Source organism: Rhodococcus sp. BS-15 (assembly GCF_000813105.1).
Lineage (GTDB): Bacteria > Actinomycetota > Actinomycetes > Mycobacteriales > Mycobacteriaceae > Rhodococcoides.
In genome coordinates, this window is the sequence record NZ_BAOX01000007.1 from 1 (window position 1) to 17,755 (window position 17,755).

20 protein-coding genes and 1 tRNA gene are annotated in these 17,755 nt (G+C 63.5%); 16 read left to right on the plus strand and 5 right to left on the minus strand.

Annotated features, from left to right (window positions below; translation table 11 throughout):
• A partial coding sequence (locus RHBS_RS01885; protein WP_237668937.1) for a YgcG family protein occupies positions 1 to 703 on the minus strand: 703 nt, incomplete at its 3' end.
• Positions 704 to 924: 221 nt separating this feature from the next.
• Here RHBS_RS01885 and RHBS_RS01890 point away from each other — a divergent pair.
• Genes RHBS_RS01890 through dnaG form a run of 7 tightly spaced genes read left to right on the plus strand, consistent with a single transcriptional unit; the run spans position 925 to position 8,447 of the window.
• A complete protein-coding gene (locus tag RHBS_RS01890; RefSeq protein WP_128644710.1) occupies positions 925 to 1,854 on the plus strand; it encodes an ABC transporter ATP-binding protein in 930 nt (309 codons plus the stop codon).
• The gene (locus RHBS_RS01895) at positions 1,851 to 2,654 is read left to right on the plus strand and encodes an ABC transporter permease (protein ID WP_121869515.1); all 804 of its coding nucleotides are present in this window, start codon (positions 1,851 to 1,853) and stop codon (positions 2,652 to 2,654) included. The genes RHBS_RS01890 and RHBS_RS01895 overlap by 4 nt, the downstream gene beginning before the upstream one ends.
• 46 nt (positions 2,655 to 2,700) lie before the next feature.
• Positions 2,701 to 3,810 carry a sensor histidine kinase gene (locus tag RHBS_RS01900; RefSeq protein WP_121872333.1) on the plus strand — a complete coding sequence of 370 codons (1,110 nt, stop codon included), beginning with the start codon at positions 2,701 to 2,703 and terminating at the stop codon, positions 3,808 to 3,810.
• A gap of 12 nt (positions 3,811 to 3,822) precedes the next feature.
• Complete coding sequence (locus RHBS_RS01905; protein ID WP_094612772.1) at positions 3,823 to 4,431, plus strand: response regulator transcription factor; 609 nt, start codon at positions 3,823 to 3,825, stop codon at positions 4,429 to 4,431.
• A gap of 55 nt (positions 4,432 to 4,486) precedes the next feature.
• Entirely contained in the window at positions 4,487 to 5,203 is a 717-nt protein-coding gene (locus RHBS_RS01910) for a YdcF family protein (protein WP_121869516.1), read from the plus strand.
• Entirely contained in the window at positions 5,204 to 6,478 is a 1,275-nt protein-coding gene (locus tag RHBS_RS01915; protein ID WP_121869517.1) for a deoxyguanosinetriphosphate triphosphohydrolase, read from the plus strand.
• A 52-nt stretch (positions 6,479 to 6,530) separates the two neighbouring features.
• Positions 6,531 to 8,447, plus strand: coding sequence for a DNA primase (gene dnaG / locus RHBS_RS01920; RefSeq protein ID WP_037193018.1), 1,917 nt, complete (start codon positions 6,531 to 6,533; stop codon positions 8,445 to 8,447).
• Here dnaG and RHBS_RS01925 read toward each other — a convergent pair.
• Positions 8,444 to 8,689: a hypothetical protein gene (locus tag RHBS_RS01925; RefSeq protein ID WP_032394749.1), complete on the minus strand. Its 246-nt coding sequence runs from the start codon at positions 8,687 to 8,689 to the stop codon at positions 8,444 to 8,446. The genes dnaG and RHBS_RS01925 overlap by 4 nt on opposite strands.
• Before the next feature lie 138 nt (positions 8,690 to 8,827).
• Here RHBS_RS01925 and RHBS_RS01930 point away from each other — a divergent pair.
• A tRNA-Asn gene (locus RHBS_RS01930) sits at positions 8,828 to 8,900 on the plus strand.
• A 27-nt stretch (positions 8,901 to 8,927) separates the two neighbouring features.
• Here RHBS_RS01930 and RHBS_RS01935 read toward each other — a convergent pair.
• Entirely contained in the window at positions 8,928 to 9,119 is a 192-nt protein-coding gene (locus RHBS_RS01935) for a hypothetical protein (RefSeq protein WP_121869519.1), read from the minus strand.
• Positions 9,120 to 9,925: 806 nt separating this feature from the next.
• Here RHBS_RS01935 and RHBS_RS01940 point away from each other — a divergent pair.
• From RHBS_RS01940 to RHBS_RS01960, 7 genes are all read left to right on the plus strand, one after another.
• Complete coding sequence (locus RHBS_RS01940; RefSeq protein ID WP_236745329.1) at positions 9,926 to 10,408, plus strand: TIGR02391 family protein; 483 nt, start codon at positions 9,926 to 9,928, stop codon at positions 10,406 to 10,408.
• Positions 10,409 to 10,502: 94 nt separating this feature from the next.
• Positions 10,503 to 10,718 (plus strand): hypothetical protein, encoded by a 216-nt coding sequence (locus RHBS_RS01945; RefSeq protein WP_121869522.1) that lies wholly within the window; start codon positions 10,503 to 10,505, stop codon positions 10,716 to 10,718.
• Positions 10,719 to 10,777: 59 nt separating this feature from the next.
• Entirely contained in the window at positions 10,778 to 11,407 is a 630-nt protein-coding gene (locus RHBS_RS29615) for a hypothetical protein (protein ID WP_145977460.1), read from the plus strand.
• Positions 11,408 to 11,892: 485 nt separating this feature from the next.
• Positions 11,893 to 12,327, plus strand: coding sequence for a hypothetical protein (locus tag RHBS_RS28660; RefSeq protein WP_187298328.1), 435 nt, complete (start codon positions 11,893 to 11,895; stop codon positions 12,325 to 12,327).
• Positions 12,328 to 12,891: 564 nt separating this feature from the next.
• Complete coding sequence (locus tag RHBS_RS01950) at positions 12,892 to 13,449, plus strand: hypothetical protein (RefSeq protein ID WP_128644712.1); 558 nt, start codon at positions 12,892 to 12,894, stop codon at positions 13,447 to 13,449.
• Positions 13,450 to 13,681: 232 nt separating this feature from the next.
• Positions 13,682 to 14,116, plus strand: a complete 435-nt coding sequence (locus tag RHBS_RS01955) for a hypothetical protein (RefSeq protein ID WP_121869527.1) — start codon at positions 13,682 to 13,684, stop codon at positions 14,114 to 14,116.
• Between the two features lie 471 nt (positions 14,117 to 14,587).
• Positions 14,588 to 15,502 carry an AfsA-related hotdog domain-containing protein gene (locus RHBS_RS01960; protein ID WP_121869528.1) on the plus strand — a complete coding sequence of 305 codons (915 nt, stop codon included), beginning with the start codon at positions 14,588 to 14,590 and terminating at the stop codon, positions 15,500 to 15,502.
• Here the strand turns inward: RHBS_RS01960 and RHBS_RS01965 are convergent.
• A complete protein-coding gene (locus RHBS_RS01965) occupies positions 15,480 to 16,121 on the minus strand; it encodes a ScbR family autoregulator-binding transcription factor (RefSeq protein ID WP_121869529.1) in 642 nt (213 codons plus the stop codon). The genes RHBS_RS01960 and RHBS_RS01965 overlap by 23 nt on opposite strands.
• A 96-nt stretch (positions 16,122 to 16,217) precedes the next feature.
• Here RHBS_RS01965 and RHBS_RS01970 point away from each other — a divergent pair, with 96 nt between their 5' ends.
• A complete protein-coding gene (locus tag RHBS_RS01970) occupies positions 16,218 to 16,895 on the plus strand; it encodes a VOC family protein (protein ID WP_128644713.1) in 678 nt (225 codons plus the stop codon).
• A gap of 1 nt (position 16,896) precedes the next feature.
• Here the strand turns inward: RHBS_RS01970 and RHBS_RS01975 are convergent, their stop codons facing one another.
• Entirely contained in the window at positions 16,897 to 17,730 is an 834-nt protein-coding gene (locus RHBS_RS01975; RefSeq protein WP_121869531.1) for an oxidoreductase, read from the minus strand.
• Between the last annotated feature and the right edge of the window lie 25 nt (positions 17,731 to 17,755).

Consider the following 17,755-nt stretch of genomic DNA (forward strand, 5'->3'; position numbering starts at 1 on the left):
TCCTCCTCGCTGGCGCGTACGGCATTGTCGGGTCTCGACCAGAATTTCCTTGGCCCGGGTGTCGAGGACGTCGATCGGGGAAGGCAGCGAGTGCGGCCGGGTCGCTCGGGTCGATCTTCGCCACGGCCTCGACCTCGGCTGCAACGCGGGCCTTCTTGCGCCGGGACGAGTAGACGACGGCTCCGCCACCGGCCACGGCCAGTGCGCCGACGCCGATCAGCAGTGGTGCCGACGAGCCGCCGCTGCCGCTCGAGGCGTACGCGTCGCCGAGTGCACCGGCTGCCGCAATGGCGGCACCGGACCAATCTTCCTCGCGCAGTGCAGGTTCGACGTCGTCGACACGGATCGAATCTTGCTCGGAGGTGGTGACCTGAGACAGTCCGGTGTTCACACCGAGGTAGTACGAACGGTCGACGGTCGCCACGGCGAGCAGAACGTCACGCTGACCGAGGTCACTTCTCGACGCAGTTTGCTCGGCCCAGTCGGCGGCCGACAGGTTGTCGAAGTCCGCGACATAGGTGACCCACAACCGGACCTGGCTGCTGCCGTACAGGTCGTCGATCGAGGTCTGCACCTCGGCGAGTGCATCGGGGTCGAGTGCCTGGACGTTGTCGGTGATCTGCGTGGCCAGCCGCGAGGGAGCCTCTGCGGATGCAACCCCCGGCGCGAGCAGGACCGCTGCGAACAGGGTCAGGGCACCCACGGCGGCGAGACGACGAAATCGATGGACCGAGCTTCGGACGGCTGACTTTCGAACGACTGTGGCGCTGCTGTGCCGCCGGTGCTGGACTGCCATGCACTGAAATCTACCGGCTGGGCGGCGAGGAGATCGAGCAGGTCGATGCGGATGCATGACAGTTGTCACCTCGCAATCGTGACGGTCGAACGAGGTCGGAGCCGCTCGGTCGCAGCAGAGTGATTCCCATGACCACAACCAAGGCAGTCGAACTGCGAAACGTCACCAAGACCTACGGCTCGGTCCGGGCGGTCGACGGACTCAGCCTGTCCATCGAACCGGGCGAGGTCGTCGCATTTCTCGGACCGAACGGAGCGGGAAAGACGACCACCATCGACATGATGCTCGGCCTGGCAACACCCACCACCGGCTCGGTGTCGGTGTTCGGGGGAACGCCCGCCGACGCGATCGCCCAGGGCCGCATCTCGGCCGTCATGCAGACCGGCGGTCTGCTTCGCGATCTGACCGTCCGCGAAACCGTCGAGCTGACGTCGGTACTGTTCGCCCGGACTCGGTCGGTCAAGGAGGTTCTCACCCGGGCCGGCATCGCCGACATCGGAGATCGCCGAGTGGCAAAATGCTCCGGCGGGCAGCAGCAGCGACTGCGATTCGCGCTCGCACTGCTGCCCGATCCGGATCTGCTGGTACTCGACGAGCCGACCACCGGCATGGACGTCGAGGGGCGTCGCGACTTCTGGAACGCCATCCGCCAGGACGCCAGCACCGGCCGAACGGTGCTGTTCGCAACGCACTATCTCGATGAAGCCGACGCGTACGCGGACCGCATCGTGCTGGTGCGGCACGGCAAGATCGTCGCCGACGGCAGCGCCGCCGAGGTGAAGAACCTGGCGGCAGGACGCACCGTCACCGCCACGCTGCCCGGCGTCGACCAGTCGATGTTGCTCTCTCTGCCAGGAGTGGACCGCGTCGAGACGCGCGGCGATCGGGTGATCGTGCACGGTCGCGACTCCGATGCAGTGGCCCGATACCTGCTCAACGACGCGCACGCGACCGATCTGGAAATCGTCTCGCGCAACCTCGAGGACGCATTCCTCGCCCTGACCACCGATTCAGAAAACGACACAGCCGAAAACGAACTCGCCGGGAGCATCCGATGACCACGACCACGCCGTCCACGACCACCCGCACACCTGCCAGAGCTGTTGCCTGGGGCGGCTTCTCGCCCACATTCCTCCGACTCGAGATCCGCAGGCTCTTCCGGAACAAGCGAACTCTGATCTTCACCTTGGTGATGCCGCCGGTGTTCTTCGTCATCTTCGGCACGCAGTCCGACTACCGGACCAATTACCCTTTCGCGCACGGAAACGTCACCGGCTACATCGCCATCAGCATGGCCGTCTACGGCGCGATGCTCGCCACCACCAGTGGGGGAGCGATGGTCTCGGTCGAACGAGCTCAGGGGTGGAGCCGGCAGTTGCGGTTGACCCCGCTGAAGCCCGTCGCCTACATCGTCACCAAGGTCCTCGTGGCCATGACGATGGGTGCAGCCTCGATCGTCGTGGTGTTCGTCGTCGCGAAGTTCCTCGGGGCGGACATGCCGATCTGGGTGTGGATCGTCAGCGGTCTGATCGGCTGGATCGGCTCGGCGGTGTTCGCCGCATTCGGACTGTTCATGGGCTACCTGCTGCCGTCGGAGAACGTGATGCAGATCCTCGGACCCGTGCTCGCGTTCCTGGCGTTGGCGGGCGGACTCTTCGTTCCTCTCGGTGACAGCGGCTGGTTCCCGATGCTGGCCCAGTTCACCCCGCTCTACGGGCTGGCCACCGTATCCCGGGCCGCGTTCGCCGGGACCGAAACCGGAACGTTGCTGATCGCCGTGATCAATCTGGTGGTCTGGGCGACGATCTTCATCGCCGGCGCGGCGATGCTGTTCCGGAGAGACACCACGCGTGCTTGAGACCGAAACCGCTGATCGTGTCGCCCACAGGGATACCGTGGGCGACATGACCACGTTCACCGCCGACCTGCCGGAGGGGCGGGTCTGGCGGTTCGGCTGGATGTTCGGAGCCATCTGGCTGATCTACCTGATCTACCCGCTCAACGAGATTCTCGCTCTGGCCTCGGTGGCGGAACGGGTCGCCGGGATCGTTGCGATCGTCTGTTTCGGTGCGGTGTTCACGACCACCTTCTGGCGTTTCCGCAACGGCCATCGTCGAGGGAATCCGTTACCCACGTCGCAGGCATGGATCGCGCTCGGGGGGATGGTCGCCCTGACCGTCGCGATGAGTGCCCTGGTGGGAACTACCGGCTTCGGCGCCACCGTCTACATTGCCGTCCTGGCGATGATGACCCTGCCCGTCCGACACGCGTGGACGTTGGTCGCGGTGATGGTGGTGATCGTAGAACTGGCACCGCGCCTGATCTCGTCCTGGGTGCCCGACACCTTCTTCGCATTCCAACTCCTGATCAGCGCGGCCGCGGCATGGGGAATCACCCAGGTCTTCCAGCGCAATCACGAATTGGCCGTGGCCAGGCAACAATTGGCAGATCTGGCCGTCGTGGCCGAACGCGAGCGCATGAGCCGGGACGTGCACGACATCCTCGGCCATTCCCTGACCGTCATCACCGTCAAGAGCGAACTGGCCGGCAGGCTCATCGAGATCGACCCCGCCCGAGCGGCCGTGGAGATCGCCGAACTGGAAACCCTTGCCCGGCAAGCACTTGCCGATGTGCGCAGCACCGTCGGGGGCATGCGGCAGGTCGACATCGGATCCGAATTGGCCAGTGCACGAACGGCATTGAACGCTGCGGGAATCGACGCCGATCTTCCCGGTGACGCCGACGTGGTGCCACTGCGGCACCGAGAACTGTTCGGTTGGGTGATCCGGGAAGCGGTGACCAACGTGGTTCGACACTCGAGCGCGCGACAGTGCCGGGTGACACTGACGGCATCGAGCATCTCCATCGTCGACGACGGAGTGGGACCGGCAGACAAGCAGTCCGGCGGCAACGGTCTACGTGGGCTGGGTGAGCGAGTGGCTGCCGCGGGTGGTGCACTGACGATCGCCCGGGTGCCGACCGGTGGGTTCAAGGTGGAGGTACACGGTGAATAGGACTCAGGCGCAATGACGATCACACTGTTACTGGCCGACGATCAGGCTCTGGTGCGGGGTGCACTGGCAGCTCTGCTGGGGCTCGAACACGATCTCGACGTCGTCGCCGAGGTGGGACGCGGGGACGAGGTTGCCGCTGCCGTTCTCGAACATCGACCCGACGTCGTCCTGCTCGACGTGGAGATGCCCGGCAAGAACGGTATCGAGGTCACCGCCGAACTGGCGCTCGTCGCCCCGCAGTCGAGAGTGCTGATCGTCACCACGTTCGGGCGACCCGGCTACCTGCGACGCGCCATCGATGCGGGTGCGTCGGGTTTCGTGGTCAAGGACACCCCCGCCAAGCAACTGGCCGACGCCGTTCGCCGCGTACACATGGGGCTTCGCGTGGTCGATCCGACGCTGGCGACGGAAACCCTCACCGACGGTGTCTCTCCACTGACGGCCCGAGAGCAGGAGGTTCTCCGCGCGGCTGCCCGGGGCGGGACGGCAGGATCCATCGCTGCTCAGGTCCACCTCTCGGAGGGCACGGTACGCAATCATCTGTCGTCGGCGATAGGGAAGACCGGCACCAGCACCCGGGCCGAGGCGGTCCGAGTGGCCGAGGATCGAGGGTGGCTGTAGGCCGTTCGGGGCGCGCCGTGACCATGCCGTCGAGCAGGCCTGGCAAACTCGAGGGGTGAATTCAACTCTCGACCGAGATTCGTACGGCGATCCGTACGACGATCGGTATGCCCCGGACCCCGGTCCCGAGCGCCTGGGCTTCTTCGGAACGCTCGGACGCTGGACCGGTCGGCTGGTCGCGGGAGTGGTGCTGATGTCGTTGGTGCTGGTCGCGGGAACAGCGGTGCGGGTATGGCAGGTGGCGCGCATCGACGACTATTCCAAGGCGGACGCCATCGTTGTGCTCGGTGCTGCGCAGTACAGCGGTACACCCTCGACGGTGTTCGAGGCACGACTGTCCCAGGCCGCGTCTCTGTACGAGCAGGGAATCGCCCCCGAGATCGTCACCGTCGGCGGCAAGCAGGAGGGCGACCTGTTCACCGAGGCCGCGTCGGGCCGCAACTATCTGATCGATCAGGGAGTTCCCGCCGACGCCATCATTGCCGTCGAGACCGGCTCGGACACTCTTCAGAGCATCGAGGCAGTGAGCAACACACTGCGCGAACAGGAAAAGTCGTCGGTGGTGTTGGTCAGCGATCCGTGGCATTCACTACGCACCCGCACCATGGCGCGCGATGCCGGCCTCGACGCCTGGACCTCGCCGACGCGCACCGGTCCCGCCGTCTACACCAGAGAATCCCAGGCACACGGGATCGCCAGGGAGACGGGCGCTCTGCTGTGGTACCAGCTGACCCACTTCACCGCGGACTTCTCCTACACGGCAGGCCAGTAGATGACCGGCACATACTCGGCTCACGACGTCGAACGATTCGTCACCGAACCTCCCAAGACCGCAGGACTGCGGGCCGGGGCAGACAACGCCTCGCATCGAAGCGCCTTCGCGCGGGATCGAGCGCGCGTGTTGCACTGCGCCGCACTGCGCAGGCTCGCCGACAAGACACAGGTCACCGGCCCGCGAGACGGAGACACCCCGCGCACGCGCTTGACTCACTCGCTCGAAGTTGCGCAGATCGGCCGCAGCATCGCCGAGGGTCTCGGCAGTGATCCCGATCTGGTGGACCTCGCCGGACTGGCGCACGACATCGGCCACCCGCCGTACGGACACAACGGTGAACGCGCCCTCGACGAAGTGGCCCAGGATTGCGGCGGGTTCGAGGGCAATGCGCAGAACCTGCGCATTCTCACCGGACTCGAGCCGAAAATTCTCGATGCCGACGGCCGCAGCGCAGGACTCAACCTGACGCGAGCCTCGCTCGATGCCGCCACCAAGTACCCGTGGATCAGGCCCGCCCCCGGCGCGAAATTCGGTGCCTACGACGACGACTCCGCCATTCTGGGCTGGGTGCGTGACGGCGCTCCGGACAAGCACAAATGCCTCGAAGCGCAGAGCATGGACTGGTCCGACGACGTCGCGTACTCGGTGCACGACGTCGAGGACGGCGTCATCGATGCTCGAATCGACTTACGGGCGCTGTCCGATCCGATCGAGCGACGCGCCCTCGCCGAACTCGGCGTGTCGGAGTTTCGCGGACTCGATGTCGAAGAATTGATCGAGGCCGCAGATCGCCTGTCGAGGATGCCCGTCGTCGTCGCGGTCGGACGCTACGACGGAACTCTCGCCGCTTCCGTAGCGCTCAAGCACATGACCAGTGAACTGGTCGGCCGCTTCGCCACCGCCGCCATCGAGGGCACCCACGAGAAGTACGGCACTGCGCCCCTGAGTCGCTACGACGCCGATCTCGTGGTGCCGTCGATCGTCGGTTCGGAGGTTGCGCTGCTCAAGACCATGGCCCTGCGGTACGTGATGTCCGATGCAGGGCACAAGATCCGGCAGGAGCGTCAACGCGACCGCATCCACCGCGTCGCCGAGTGGTTGATGCGCTCGGCTCCGGGCGAACTGGACCCCATTCTGGTGCCCGCTTGGCAGCGGGCGGGCAGCGATGCCGAACGGACCCGAGTGGTGGTCGACCAGATCGCGTCGTACACCGAAAGTCGACTCGAACTGATCGACAAGCGTTCGCTCGGAGCTCAGGCCAGCTGGGGCTGACCGCGCCGCGACCGAATGTGGGTGGGTCCGGATCGGGACTAGACTGCCCTTCGTGGCCGGCCGAATTCCTGAACGCGACATCGCCGCCATTCGCGAACGCACACGGATCGAAGACATAGTCGGCGACTACGTCTCTCTCAAGCGCGCGGGCGGCGACTCCATGAAGGGGTTGTGCCCCTTCCACGACGAGAAGTCTCCGTCGTTCCACGTCCGCCCCAATCACGGTCACTATCACTGCTTCGGCTGCGGCGAGGGCGGTGACGCCTACTCCTTCCTCCAGAAGATCGAGCACATCTCCTTCGTCGAGGCCGTCGAGCAATTGGCCGACCGGTTGAACTACTCGATCTCCTACGAGGGCGGAGGGCCGTCGGTTCAACGTGACCGCGGCACCCGAGCGCGCCTGATCGCTGCGAACGCGGCAGCGCAGGAGTTCTACGCGGGCAGGCTCAGCGGCCCTGACGCCCAGGCTGCGCGGGACTACCTCACCGAACGCAACTTCGACGGGCACGCTGCCCTGGCCTACGGCTGCGGGTACGCACCCGACGGCTGGGACACCCTCACCAAACACCTGCTGGGCAAGGGCTTCGAGGCCAAGGAGATCGTCGACGCGGGGCTGGCGACACCCGGCAAGCGCGGAACGCCGATCGACCGTTTCCGGCGGCGTCTGGTGTGGCCCATTCGCAGTCAGAGCGGCGACGTCATCGGCTTCGGCGCACGCAAACTGTTCGACGACGACACGATGCCGGGTAAGTACATCAACACCCCGGAAACCATGCTGTACAAGAAGTCTCAGGTGCTCTTCGGCCTCGATCTGGCGCGCAAGGAGATCGCGAAGTCGCATCAGGCCGTCATCGTCGAGGGGTACACCGACGTGATGGCGATGCATCTGGCCGGCGTCAAGACTGCGGTGGCATCCTGCGGAACCGCATTCGGCGAGGATCACCTGGCAATGCTGCGCCGACTGATGATGGACGACAGCTACTTTCGGGGCGAAGTGATCTACACCTTCGACGGAGACGAAGCCGGCCAGGCCGCCGCGATGAAGGCGTTCGAGGGTGATCAGAAGATTGCCGGACAGACTTTCGTCGCAGTCGCTCCGGACGGAATGGACCCGTGCGATCTTCGCTTGAAATCCGGCGACAACGCCGTTCGCGATCTTGTGGCCAGGCGAACCCCGATGTTCGCCTTCGTCGTGAAATCGCTGCTCCGAGAGCATGATCTGGACACACCCGAGGGGCGCGTCGAGGCGTTGAAGCGAACCGTTCCCGTGGTCGCCCGCATCAAGGATGCGTCGCTTCGGGACGAGTACGCGCGGCAGCTCGCCGGCTGGACCGGGTGGGACGACACCGCGATGGTGCTCGCCCGCGTGCGCGACGAGGCGAAGAAGGGTGCCAGGGGCGACACGAGCGGCAAACGCGTTCCGTTCGAGAAGCGGCAGGCAGCTCCGGTGGAGGCCCCCACGGGTCCTCCACGTCCCAATCCCACCGATCCGTCTCTGTGGCCGCAACGGGAAGCGCTCAAGGCGGTACTGCAGATGCCTGCGATGGCAGGCACGGTGTTCGATTCGCTTCCGCCCGAAAGCTTCCATCACCCGGCGTACTCGGCTGTGCGCGACGCGGTGGCCGCTGCCGGCGGCACCGCTGCAGGACTGGGCGGAGGGGAGTGGGTCGACGCCGTCGCCAAACAGGCCAAGGACGCCGTAGTCGTGTCGTTGGTCACCGAGTTGGCCGTCGACCCGATGCGCGTGGCCGACGACGCTCTCACCCGCTACATCTCCGGCGTACTCGCACGGCTCCAGGAAGTGTGGGTCGGCCAACAGGTGGCCGAGCTCAAATCGAAACTTCAGCGCATGTCACCGGTGGAGAAGCCCGACGATTACAACGCGTTGTTCGGCGACCTCATCGCCCTCGAGCAGTATCGCCGCAGTCTGCTCGAGCTCGCCGTCGGAAGTGTGGCCGAGGTCGGTTAGCGCCGCAGCTGATCGCGGGGAACGAAGACCTGGGTCTCGTCGTCGATCGGCTTCATCGGCTCCAGTCGTGGCTGAGTGTTCAGGGAATCGGACAGCTTCTGACGGCCGACCTCGATCGCTTTCTTGGTGGCCGGGCTCGACGCGACGGCGCTCGCAGTCTTGCGAATTTGCTCGTACCGGCCACGTCCTGCCTTGGCACCGAGCACATACGCAGCTCCAGCCGCCAGTACCAAACGAATCATCAGTAGGTCCTTCCCTAGAGCGTGCGGCTGTTCTTCCATCTTGCCCGACGAACCTCGAGCAGGGCGATTTGGTACTCGGCAGGGGGTGTGCGCTATTGTTTCCAACGGCTCGCACGAGAGTGTGACGCCGCGAGGTAATCCCCCATAGCTCAATTGGCAGAGCATTCGACTGTTAATCGAAGGGTTCCTGGTTCGAGTCCAGGTGGGGGAGCGCAAGAAGAGCCCTTTACCTGCCAGATCAGGTGAGGGGCTCTTTCTGTTTCAGGCCGAAGGTTGCCGAACTCAACACGTATCCAACACTTTGCCGCTCTGACGGTGCGAAAGTGTTGAGTGCTTCGGTCATGTCCGGTGCCGAGTTCATCCGCCGGATGTAGTGCGCTTCCGTCACAGCGGTGTTGGCGTGGCCGAGCTGAGCCTGCGCCGCCTCCACTCCGTACTAAGCCTTCACGAGTGTCGCCACGGTCCGGCGGAAGCTGTGGGGTGTCACCCAATCGAAGTGCATGCCGAGTGCACCTCGCGGCCACCCTCGAACGTTGGCAGGCGAGACCCAGTTGCCGGTTAAGGTGACGGAGATGGCGCCGTTCGGGGTGTTGAACGTGAGGGCCTCTCGGCGTCGACCGAGGATGTCCACGGCGAATTCCAGGATCACAATCGTCAGCGGGGGAGCGTCACCCTTGCGGTGGGTGCCGGCTGTTCGACTGGATCGGCGTGGATGACTCCAAGTTGGATCGGGTCCTTGTTCGTGCGTGCCTGCGAGAGGGGTCTTTGGGTCCCGGTCCACGTCCAGCCATCGTGATCGCCTCCTTGGAGTCGTCAGTCCGTGCAGGACGCCGCCATGAAGTTGCTCTAACACCGAGGGGCTGCTGGAGTTCCCAGACCCGTAGAGAGCCTCAGCCTCTATGCCGACCGTAGGAGCTGGTGCTGGTGTGGCTAGGAGAGGGGGTGGTGCCCACGGTGTGGCGCTGTCGACGTGTCAGTGGTTCTACATAACCTGAGGTGATGAGACCTGACCTTGCTATCGAGAAGCTCGAAGCCCTGAAGAACGTCGGTCACGATGTAGCTGATGCCCCAAATCACTGGGCAAAGATCGGGAGCTGGCGAGCGAACATCAATGAGGTCGTTGGTCGAGCGCTTGGTAAGGACCACGCTCTACTTGAGCGACTAGAGCACGCTTGGAGATCAGGTCCGATGTATGGCGATTACACGGAAGTTGACCTACTCCACATGCGACTTGAGATGGTCGAGCAGACTCGTCAGTTGATCGCCTCAGCGATCTATGCACTCGGACTGGCCGCAGAAGTCGATGAACCCGTAGATGAAAGCAGTTTCGATCCCGAGCTGTGGGCGCACGTTCGTGGTCTGGTCGACGCGGGTGATTGGGGAAAGGTTGCGACGCAAGCCGCCGTGTTCACCGAGGACAAGGTGCGCAAGTGGTCGAACCAGGACGGCGCAGTCGTGGGAAAGAACATGTACGCACACGCGCTGAGCAATGCAGGGGAATTACGGCTGGGCGCGCAGTCGAACGAATGGGAAGGCTGGCGCAACCTGGGCATGGGGTTCGCACAGGCCACCAGCAACGTGGACCGGCACCACGTCCAGATACGTCCGGATCTGAAGAGGTACGCAGTGGGCGTCTTGGGTCTGGCGAGTCTTCTGCTCACCCAGATGAGACATGCCCACGCTGAGCTGATCGAGCAGCGAGACTCCAGCGCTAGCTGAAAGAGCAGACACGCTGTCATCCAGTTCAGCAGTTGCGGCTGAGGGCAGTTCCAATCTACGGGTGGCCGCTGTGATGGTCTGTCATGATCGCCACATGACAGAGATGAAGAGCTACCGGGTAGTGAGCGCCAACGGCTCCGTCGTGGTCCAGGAGTTCGAAGCACGTGACGACACGAGCGCCAGGGATCAGGTTGGCCGCGATCACCCTGAGGTGGCCCTGGGAACCGGCGCTCAACTCAAGTGGCGCAAGGGTGACGACTGGATCGAAGCAGGCTTGGGCAGCGGAAGGGTCACAGGCACCGGGGAGTAGCCGGTGTGCAGATTGTCGAGCGGTCAGTTTGAAACCATCCGTGTGTAGCGTCCCGAGTCATGGACGCAACATTCGTGCTCACGGCATTGGCAGCAGTGTTCTCTGGGCTTGGTCTCCTGGTGATGGGCAGGCAGCTTGAGATAGCTCGGAACACAGCTGGCGGTCGCGGTATGAACATCGAGGCAACACGAGGTGGAATCGTGAGTTCCGTCAACGGCGGGGCACCGACCGTCCAGGTGTTCTGCAAGGTGGAGCTGATCGGTCCAGGTGTCCGGCACAACGTCGATGTCCGCGTCCTTGGGCTTGGTTGCGACCCGATCGGAATGCCGCCGACGCGCCCGATTATGACGTGCGAGTCGGAACCGATTGAGTGGGGGTTCGATGCCGAGGTTGACTTGGTCCGTCACGCCTACTTCATGGTGTCCTGGGTCGACCCCTACGGAGAAGGGCTGCGGACCAACGCTATTGCCAAGAACATTCCAGACGACGGACTGTATCTATGGGAGTGGAACCGCTTCTTCAGGCTTCGTCTCTGGTGGGAATCGAAGCGCGGCATGAGTCCGGAACCTCTAGGACGGTGGAGACGATATAGAGATCACCCACTGCAGAAGGACCATGGCCCCATCGGACTGTTGCCGAACCAACCCACAGGAGCGAAACGCCGACTGCGACCGCCAGGACCACGGTAACCACGACGGTCAACTTGTTTGCGCACCCGCGTTTTACGCGTGAGAGGCCACGCGAGTGTCGGGCGTGTCCGTGAGGACTCGGTCAGGTCAGATCGCCCGTGAGGACTCCGGTCAGGTTGTGGTCTCCAGCAGAAATGGACAGACATCTGGCCCCCAGGCTCAAAATCCTCGATATGCCCCCAGTATTGGCGTCATGCAATCGGGGGATGGCCTGGCAGGGCCCTCCGCTCATACGCTCGTGTGGTCCAAGGTGCTAGGCCGCAACGATCGGAGACAGCATGTTCGCAATCCCGTGGTACTGGGTCAACGCATTGCACTTTCACTGGGAGTCACCCCAGGTGTACGCCTGACGTTCCATCGTGAGGCATACAACGAAGGCCCCGTCATGCAGACGGGGCCTTCTTCGTTGTAACCCTGCTGGTTGGTTGGCTACTCCGCTGGCGGTACTCGTTGGTGGTGTCGGAGCCACTGGGTACGTTCTGCCCATGGGAACCCAATGGAGCGAACGAGATCGACCGGTCCTGGTTGAAGCAGTCGCGTACTGCGACGAGCACCAAGTGGTGAGGTGGCATGACCTCACGGATGTGACAGGCTTGGATTACAAGGAGATGCGCCATGCCTTCGACGCACTTGCGGGAGCCACACCCCCATTCTTCGGCCACTCAGACGACGACGAGTTCGGGGTCGTCCTGTTCTCTCGGCCGACAGAACGAGCGCGACGGGAGGTTGGTCAGTGGCCCAGCGCAGAGTCTGTGCTGGAGGCGCTTATTCAGCAGCTCGTTGAGACCGAGAGGGACGACTCTCAGACAGAGGACACCAGGTCTCGCGCTCGAAAGATCCGAGATGCTCTGACAGAGGGTGGCGGGCAAGTGGTGGGCGGGGTCATTACTGCTGTGATCGCAGGCCAGTTCGGGGCCTGAGGGTCTCCACCTTGCACAGGTCAGCAAGAATCACGGCGCTCCGTAAATCAAGAGGGTCCGCCCATCCTTGCCCCGGTAGTTGAGCAGTTCGATCTCAGAATGTCGCTGTCCAGGCGTAGGTTCGCCGCATGGAAGACACATGGGGTCCGAGAGACCTGCCTGTTCTCACCGCGGTTGTCGAAGAGATCGATCGGACTGGGCATCCTGTCCGTGCATCCAAGTTAGTCGCATTGACGGGCTTAGACGACGATCTGGTTCAGCGAGCACTCCGTGCTCTTGACGCCGACGAGCCGCCTTATTTGGTCAAGACTATGCGGGGGTCGAACCACGTCATCGCGGTCGCCGGGGTGACGGGGAAGGCCAGGCGGGCAGCGGGCGCGTGGCCTACGCCAGAGACTCTGGCCGACTCGTTGATTGCGCGCCTTCAAGACTTGGCTAATGATGAGACGGCCGAGCCGGAAACCCGTGAGAGGGCCAAGGCAGGCCTCACAGCGTTTCTGGGGGCTGGCAGGGACATTCTGGTAGGTGCTGCCGGTTCAGCCTGAGCGCAGGGATCATCGGGTCATGAACAGCACCTGGGCCGACCGTGATTTCCTCGTGCTGGAGTCGATCGTTCGGCGGACCGACGAGAGTGGCCACGAGGTCGGGCTCGATGAGATCGAGCAAGACACCGATCTCAGCCCCGAGGATGTCCAGCGTGCGATCAAAGCGCTCGACTCGGATGGCGGTTACATCCGGGTTTCCACGCCTAACGCCGGAGGGCACATCGACTTCGTGCTCAGCGCGACGAGCAAGGCTCGGCGTGAGGTCGGAGCATGGCCGACGCCGGAGAACATCACAAGCGAACTTGTTGATCGCCTAAAGCAGCTCGCAAACGACGAAAATGCGGGTGAGGACACCCGGACTCGTGCGCGGAGGATGTTGGACGCTGTGGCTGACGGTGGTGGCGCTGTGTTGACTGGAGTGCTCACCTCGGTTCTCACTACACAGATGGCTTGTAGGTCTGAAGGCAGACAACACTTTCGAAAACCGCCCGTGAAGACCGAAAGCAGTTTCGTGGACCGTCAAGAGAGCGAAGCTCGAAGGACTTGTCGGTGGTTGCGGATAGCGTTTCTCCCGTGATCAGCCCATAGTCCGTATGGCGAGAACTTTCCACTCCAGCCCGAGAGCGACTGCTCGCAGCCGACTTGGACAAACCGCTGCCGGTCGAGCTTTCGCCCCATCTCGAATCGGCAGGTTTGCCCTATTTGCTTGGGGTCAAGCAACTCACCCAGCCGGGAAGTGGCGCAAGGACTTACCAAGCGTCACTGGGGTTCGACGCGTTCGTGCAAACCAAAAAGAGAGAGGCTGGATTGTGAACTACGACGCACTGCTTGGAATCTTGGAAGAGGCGGACTCGGAGAGCTGGCACGTCATCGAGAGGGCGGGACACACCCACCGAGATGGCCACTACGGCACCGCCGTGTATATCCCCGATACGGGCCTCACCGTGGCGTGGGGACGGGACGCGGACGGCGTGGGTGACGGTGCCGAGGAGTGGTGGTGGGATGTTTTGGATAAGACCGTCCACAATCAGCAGATCGATTTCTTTTGGAATGGCTCGCTGGTCCATCGGGTTGAATACGCGGGTCCCGATGGTGGCCGAAGTGTCGTCCCCTGGCCTGACGGAAACCGGACGGTCGACCGTCACGAGCTACAGGTTGTGCGGCTGCTCGACGGACTTAGGGGCGGTTCGATGAACTCCGTCGACAGCACGATGCAGACAGCCAAATTGACCGTTCGGGAGTAGCTCAGGGGAGTCTGTACCCAACACTTTCCCAACACTTTCAGCCCCAATCAGCCCCGAAAACTGACGACTCGTTGCGATAGACCGCAACCACTTGAACCGCATATAACTGCAGTTCAGGGTGGGTAAAGGCGAACATCTGCGGTCAGCGAAAATTCTTGGATGCAGCTACGAAGGGTTCCTGGTTCGAGTCCAGGTGGGGGAGCGCAGTCCCCGTCCGGTTCGCCCGGGCCGGGATTTTTGCTGTCGGGAGTGTGCCACACGAGCCCCCGGCGCGGCCCGTGAACGTACCGGACATGTGGTACCGGGAGTTCGAGTTAGTTAACAGATCGTGACAGTTATTTCTGTATATCGATTGAATGAATCCCTTCGACCGATGCCAGTTTTGTCGGTCGCCCGCTACATACTGAGCGAGCGATCCCGGTGGCTCAACAGTGCTATAAAAAGCCGGGTCGGTCGGTTTTAAGGGGCTTCATGAGTTTGAGTTACGCAGCAACAGTTCCGCGTCACCTCGTGCATCGGAGGTCGCCGGGCGACGTTCTGTTGACCGATTACGAGACCGTCGACGGTACGCATCGGGCGGCGGTGCAGTTCCCCACGTCGCATCGCATGTTCGCGCCGGTGCGCCGAACCCACGACTCGTTGATGGTGGCCGAGGCTCTGCGCCAAGCGATCAGCCTCTTCTGCCACGTCAACCACGGCGTGCCACTCGATCACGTGGTGTTCATCGAGCACTCCCGCTTCGAGATCCTGGACCCGCTCTCGGTCGACGACATCGACGATTCGCTTGTCGCAGAGTCGATCACGACCGACGTGACGTTCGAGAACGAGTCGCTGGACAACATGAAGCTCTCCGCCCGACTCCTGAACGGCACCCACCTCGTCGCGTCGGGGACGGCGTCGGTCCGGACCATCGGACCCGAGGTGTATTCGCAGTTCCGCAAGTCGACCATTGCCGACCCCCACTTCCGTTTCCTGCCGGCCGGAACCGAGGTGGTCCCGCCGTCCTCCGTCGGACGTCTCGATCCGTCCGACGTGGTGCTGGCACGGCACACATCCGACGGGACCATCGTCGTCGCGCCGGATCCGCGCAACCTGGCGATGTTCGATCACTCGGTCGAGTACCTGCCGGGCGTCACGATGCTCGAGGCGGCACGCCAGGCTCTGCGCTTGGCCACCGAAACACCGGCGCTGGATTTCACCTCCTGCGAGGTGAGGTTCATGGGTTTCGCCGAGTGGACCAATCCGTGCTCGGTGATCGTCGACACGGCCTCCACCGACGGCCTCTACCGCATTCAGTTCGAGCACGACGGCGAGGTGCTGTCGGCGATGTCCGTCACGGTGACGTCCGAACCGTGGTTGGCGCCTACCGATCGCTCCAGTCGATAAGGGCGTCTTCGGCGATCGCCATCACCCGCGGGAGGCGTCGGCGCGGCACCACCGCGGGCAGCAACATCTGCCACATCTCGGTCAGCCTTTGCTGTAGATCGGCGCGTCCGGTCAACATCTCCGACACCGTCTGCACGCCGGTGAACGACGCGACGATGTATCGACCGAGCGTGAGTGCGTCCATACCGTCGACGATGTCGCCCTCGGCCTGAGCGCGTGCGGCCAGATCGCCCATCTTTCCGATCCAGTCCTCGAACGCTCGCGCATTGGGGCTGTCGACGATGGCCGACTCCAGCGTCAACCGCATACCCCCGCGGGCGATGGAGTCGGTCTGCAGTTGGCGTCCCAACTCCTTGCTCACCAGGATCAGGGCGTCCAGCGCTTTCGGTGTCTGCTCGATGACGATGGCGCTCGCACTCGCCGCCATGGCCAGCTGCGCGTCGATCACTGCTTGCGCCAGGTCTTCCTTGGACGAGAAATGGAAGTACATCGCGCCCTTGCTGACCCCGGCATGGGCGATGATGGTGCTCAAACTTGCTGTGCCGTAACCGAACTTCTCGAAACTGGCGGCGGCCCCTTCGAGTACGGCCTGCCTGGTGGACGCTGCACGCTCCTGCATCGGTAGACAATAACTGTTGCCCGGGTTCGCGGCACGGCGGAGTGGAGGCCGTTCGCGCTGCAAAACAGTCCTGGACGGGTGCGTACGATCGGCGCGGTGACTACAGCGAGATTCAAGGATCTGTGTATCGATGCAACGAATCTCGAGGCAATGGTGACCTTCTGGTCGGCCACCATCGGACTCGATGTCGTTCGTACGGGCTCGCCCGACATCGTGAAGCTCAGCGGGAGCGAGCCCACACAGACCATCTGGGTCAATCGCGTACCGGAATTCAAGGCAGTCAAGAATCGTGTCCATCTGGACGCGCACGTGACAACGACCGAACTTCCCGGTGCCACGCCTCTTTCCGCCCCGGGCGAATTCGGCTGGCGCGTGATGGCCGATCCCGACGGAGGGGAGTTCTGCGCCTTCGTCCGTCCGGAAGTCGGCCCCTACAGGATGTACGAACTGGTGGTCGACGCTCTCGACGCGAAGACTCTGGCCAGCTGGTGGTCGCAGGTACTCGGCGGAACGACAGAGGTCAGCGAGGAAGGCTGGCACGCGATCGAGGGCGCTGCCGGAGTGCCGTTCGAGTCGATGGTCTTCGCCCAGGTTCCCGAAGCCAAGACCGGCAAGAACCGTGTCCACTGGGACATCGAGGTCGATTCCGTCGACGCGATCGCCGAATTGGAATCCCTCGGCGCACGGGTGCTCCGGCGACCGGACTCGGACATCGAATGGACGGTCATGGCGGACCCGGAGGGCAACGAGTTCTGTGTGTTCGTGACTGGGTGAGTCACCTGTGGTCGGTATCGGAACCCGCAGGGCGAACGTCGCGGGCTTGATCGAGCCGACCCTGGAGGTAGGTCTCGATCCACTCGAAGGACTTCGAGCCCAGCGGAAGCCGCAGTGGGGGAGTTTCCGAAGAAATCGCGGCGATGACGGCATCGACACCGCGGCGTGGGTCGCCGGGCTGATGGCCGTGGGTGGCTTCGAAAGCGGTTCGAGCCGGTCCGATCAGGGTGGCGTAGTCGTCCAGAGGGGTTCCCCATTGCATCGACCGTCCGCTCGCGTCGGTGCGAAACGGGCCCGGTTCGACGATGGTGACACCGATACCGAGATGACGCACCTCCGCGGCGAGAGCCTCCGAAAAGCCTTCGAGCGCGAATTTGCCTCCTGCATACGCGGTTCCGCCCGGACCGGGTACCACGCCGATAACCGAGGACATCTGCACGATGTGGCCGCTACGGCGCGCCCGCATCGAAGGCAGCACCGCCCGGGTGACGGCCAATGGGCCGAAGAAGTTGACCTCGAGGTTGTGGCGAAAGTCGGGTTCGTCGATCTCCTCGAACGCGCCGAGCAGGCCCACACCGGCGTTGTTGACCAGGACGTCGATGCGTCCGAACCGGTCGAGAGCGTAGGCCACGGCGGAGTCGATCGAATCTCGGTCGGTCACATCGAGCTGTGCGTGAAGCAACCGATCGCTTTCGGGCCCCTCGAGATCGGCGACGCTGCGGGCGGTGGACAACACTCGATCACCCGCGTCCAATGCGGCAGCGACGAATTGACGGCCGAAACCCGAGCTGGCCCCGGTGATCAACCAGACCCTGTCCGATCCCGTCGTGTCCATGTCGCCCTACCTCTCGAATATGCGT

What these genes read in the sequence shown, in the direction of transcription:
- RHBS_RS01890 (WP_128644710.1), top strand. Translation starts at nt 925, where the DNA reads ATGACCACAACCAAGGCAGTCGAACTGCGAAACGTCACCAAGACCTAC.
- RHBS_RS01895 (WP_121869515.1), top strand. Translation starts at nt 1,851, where the DNA reads ATGACCACGACCACGCCGTCCACGACCACCCGCACACCTGCCAGAGCT.
- RHBS_RS01900 (WP_121872333.1), top strand. Translation starts at nt 2,701, where the DNA reads ATGACCACGTTCACCGCCGACCTGCCGGAGGGGCGGGTCTGGCGGTTC.
- RHBS_RS01905 (WP_094612772.1), top strand. Translation starts at nt 3,823, where the DNA reads ATGACGATCACACTGTTACTGGCCGACGATCAGGCTCTGGTGCGGGGT.
- RHBS_RS01915 (WP_121869517.1), top strand. Translation starts at nt 5,204, where the DNA reads ATGACCGGCACATACTCGGCTCACGACGTCGAACGATTCGTCACCGAA.
- RHBS_RS01925 (WP_032394749.1), bottom strand. Translation starts at nt 8,689, where the DNA reads ATGATTCGTTTGGTACTGGCGGCTGGAGCTGCGTATGTGCTCGGTGCC.
- RHBS_RS01940 (WP_236745329.1), top strand. Translation starts at nt 9,926, where the DNA reads ATGGTCGAGCAGACTCGTCAGTTGATCGCCTCAGCGATCTATGCACTC.
- RHBS_RS01945 (WP_121869522.1), top strand. Translation starts at nt 10,503, where the DNA reads ATGACAGAGATGAAGAGCTACCGGGTAGTGAGCGCCAACGGCTCCGTC.
- RHBS_RS29615 (WP_145977460.1), top strand. Translation starts at nt 10,778, where the DNA reads ATGGACGCAACATTCGTGCTCACGGCATTGGCAGCAGTGTTCTCTGGG.
- RHBS_RS28660 (WP_187298328.1), top strand. Translation starts at nt 11,893, where the DNA reads ATGGGAACCCAATGGAGCGAACGAGATCGACCGGTCCTGGTTGAAGCA.
- RHBS_RS01950 (WP_128644712.1), top strand. Translation starts at nt 12,892, where the DNA reads ATGAACAGCACCTGGGCCGACCGTGATTTCCTCGTGCTGGAGTCGATC.
- RHBS_RS01960 (WP_121869528.1), top strand. Translation starts at nt 14,588, where the DNA reads ATGAGTTTGAGTTACGCAGCAACAGTTCCGCGTCACCTCGTGCATCGG.
- RHBS_RS01965 (WP_121869529.1), bottom strand. Translation starts at nt 16,121, where the DNA reads ATGCAGGAGCGTGCAGCGTCCACCAGGCAGGCCGTACTCGAAGGGGCC.
- RHBS_RS01975 (WP_121869531.1), bottom strand. Translation starts at nt 17,730, where the DNA reads ATGGACACGACGGGATCGGACAGGGTCTGGTTGATCACCGGGGCCAGC.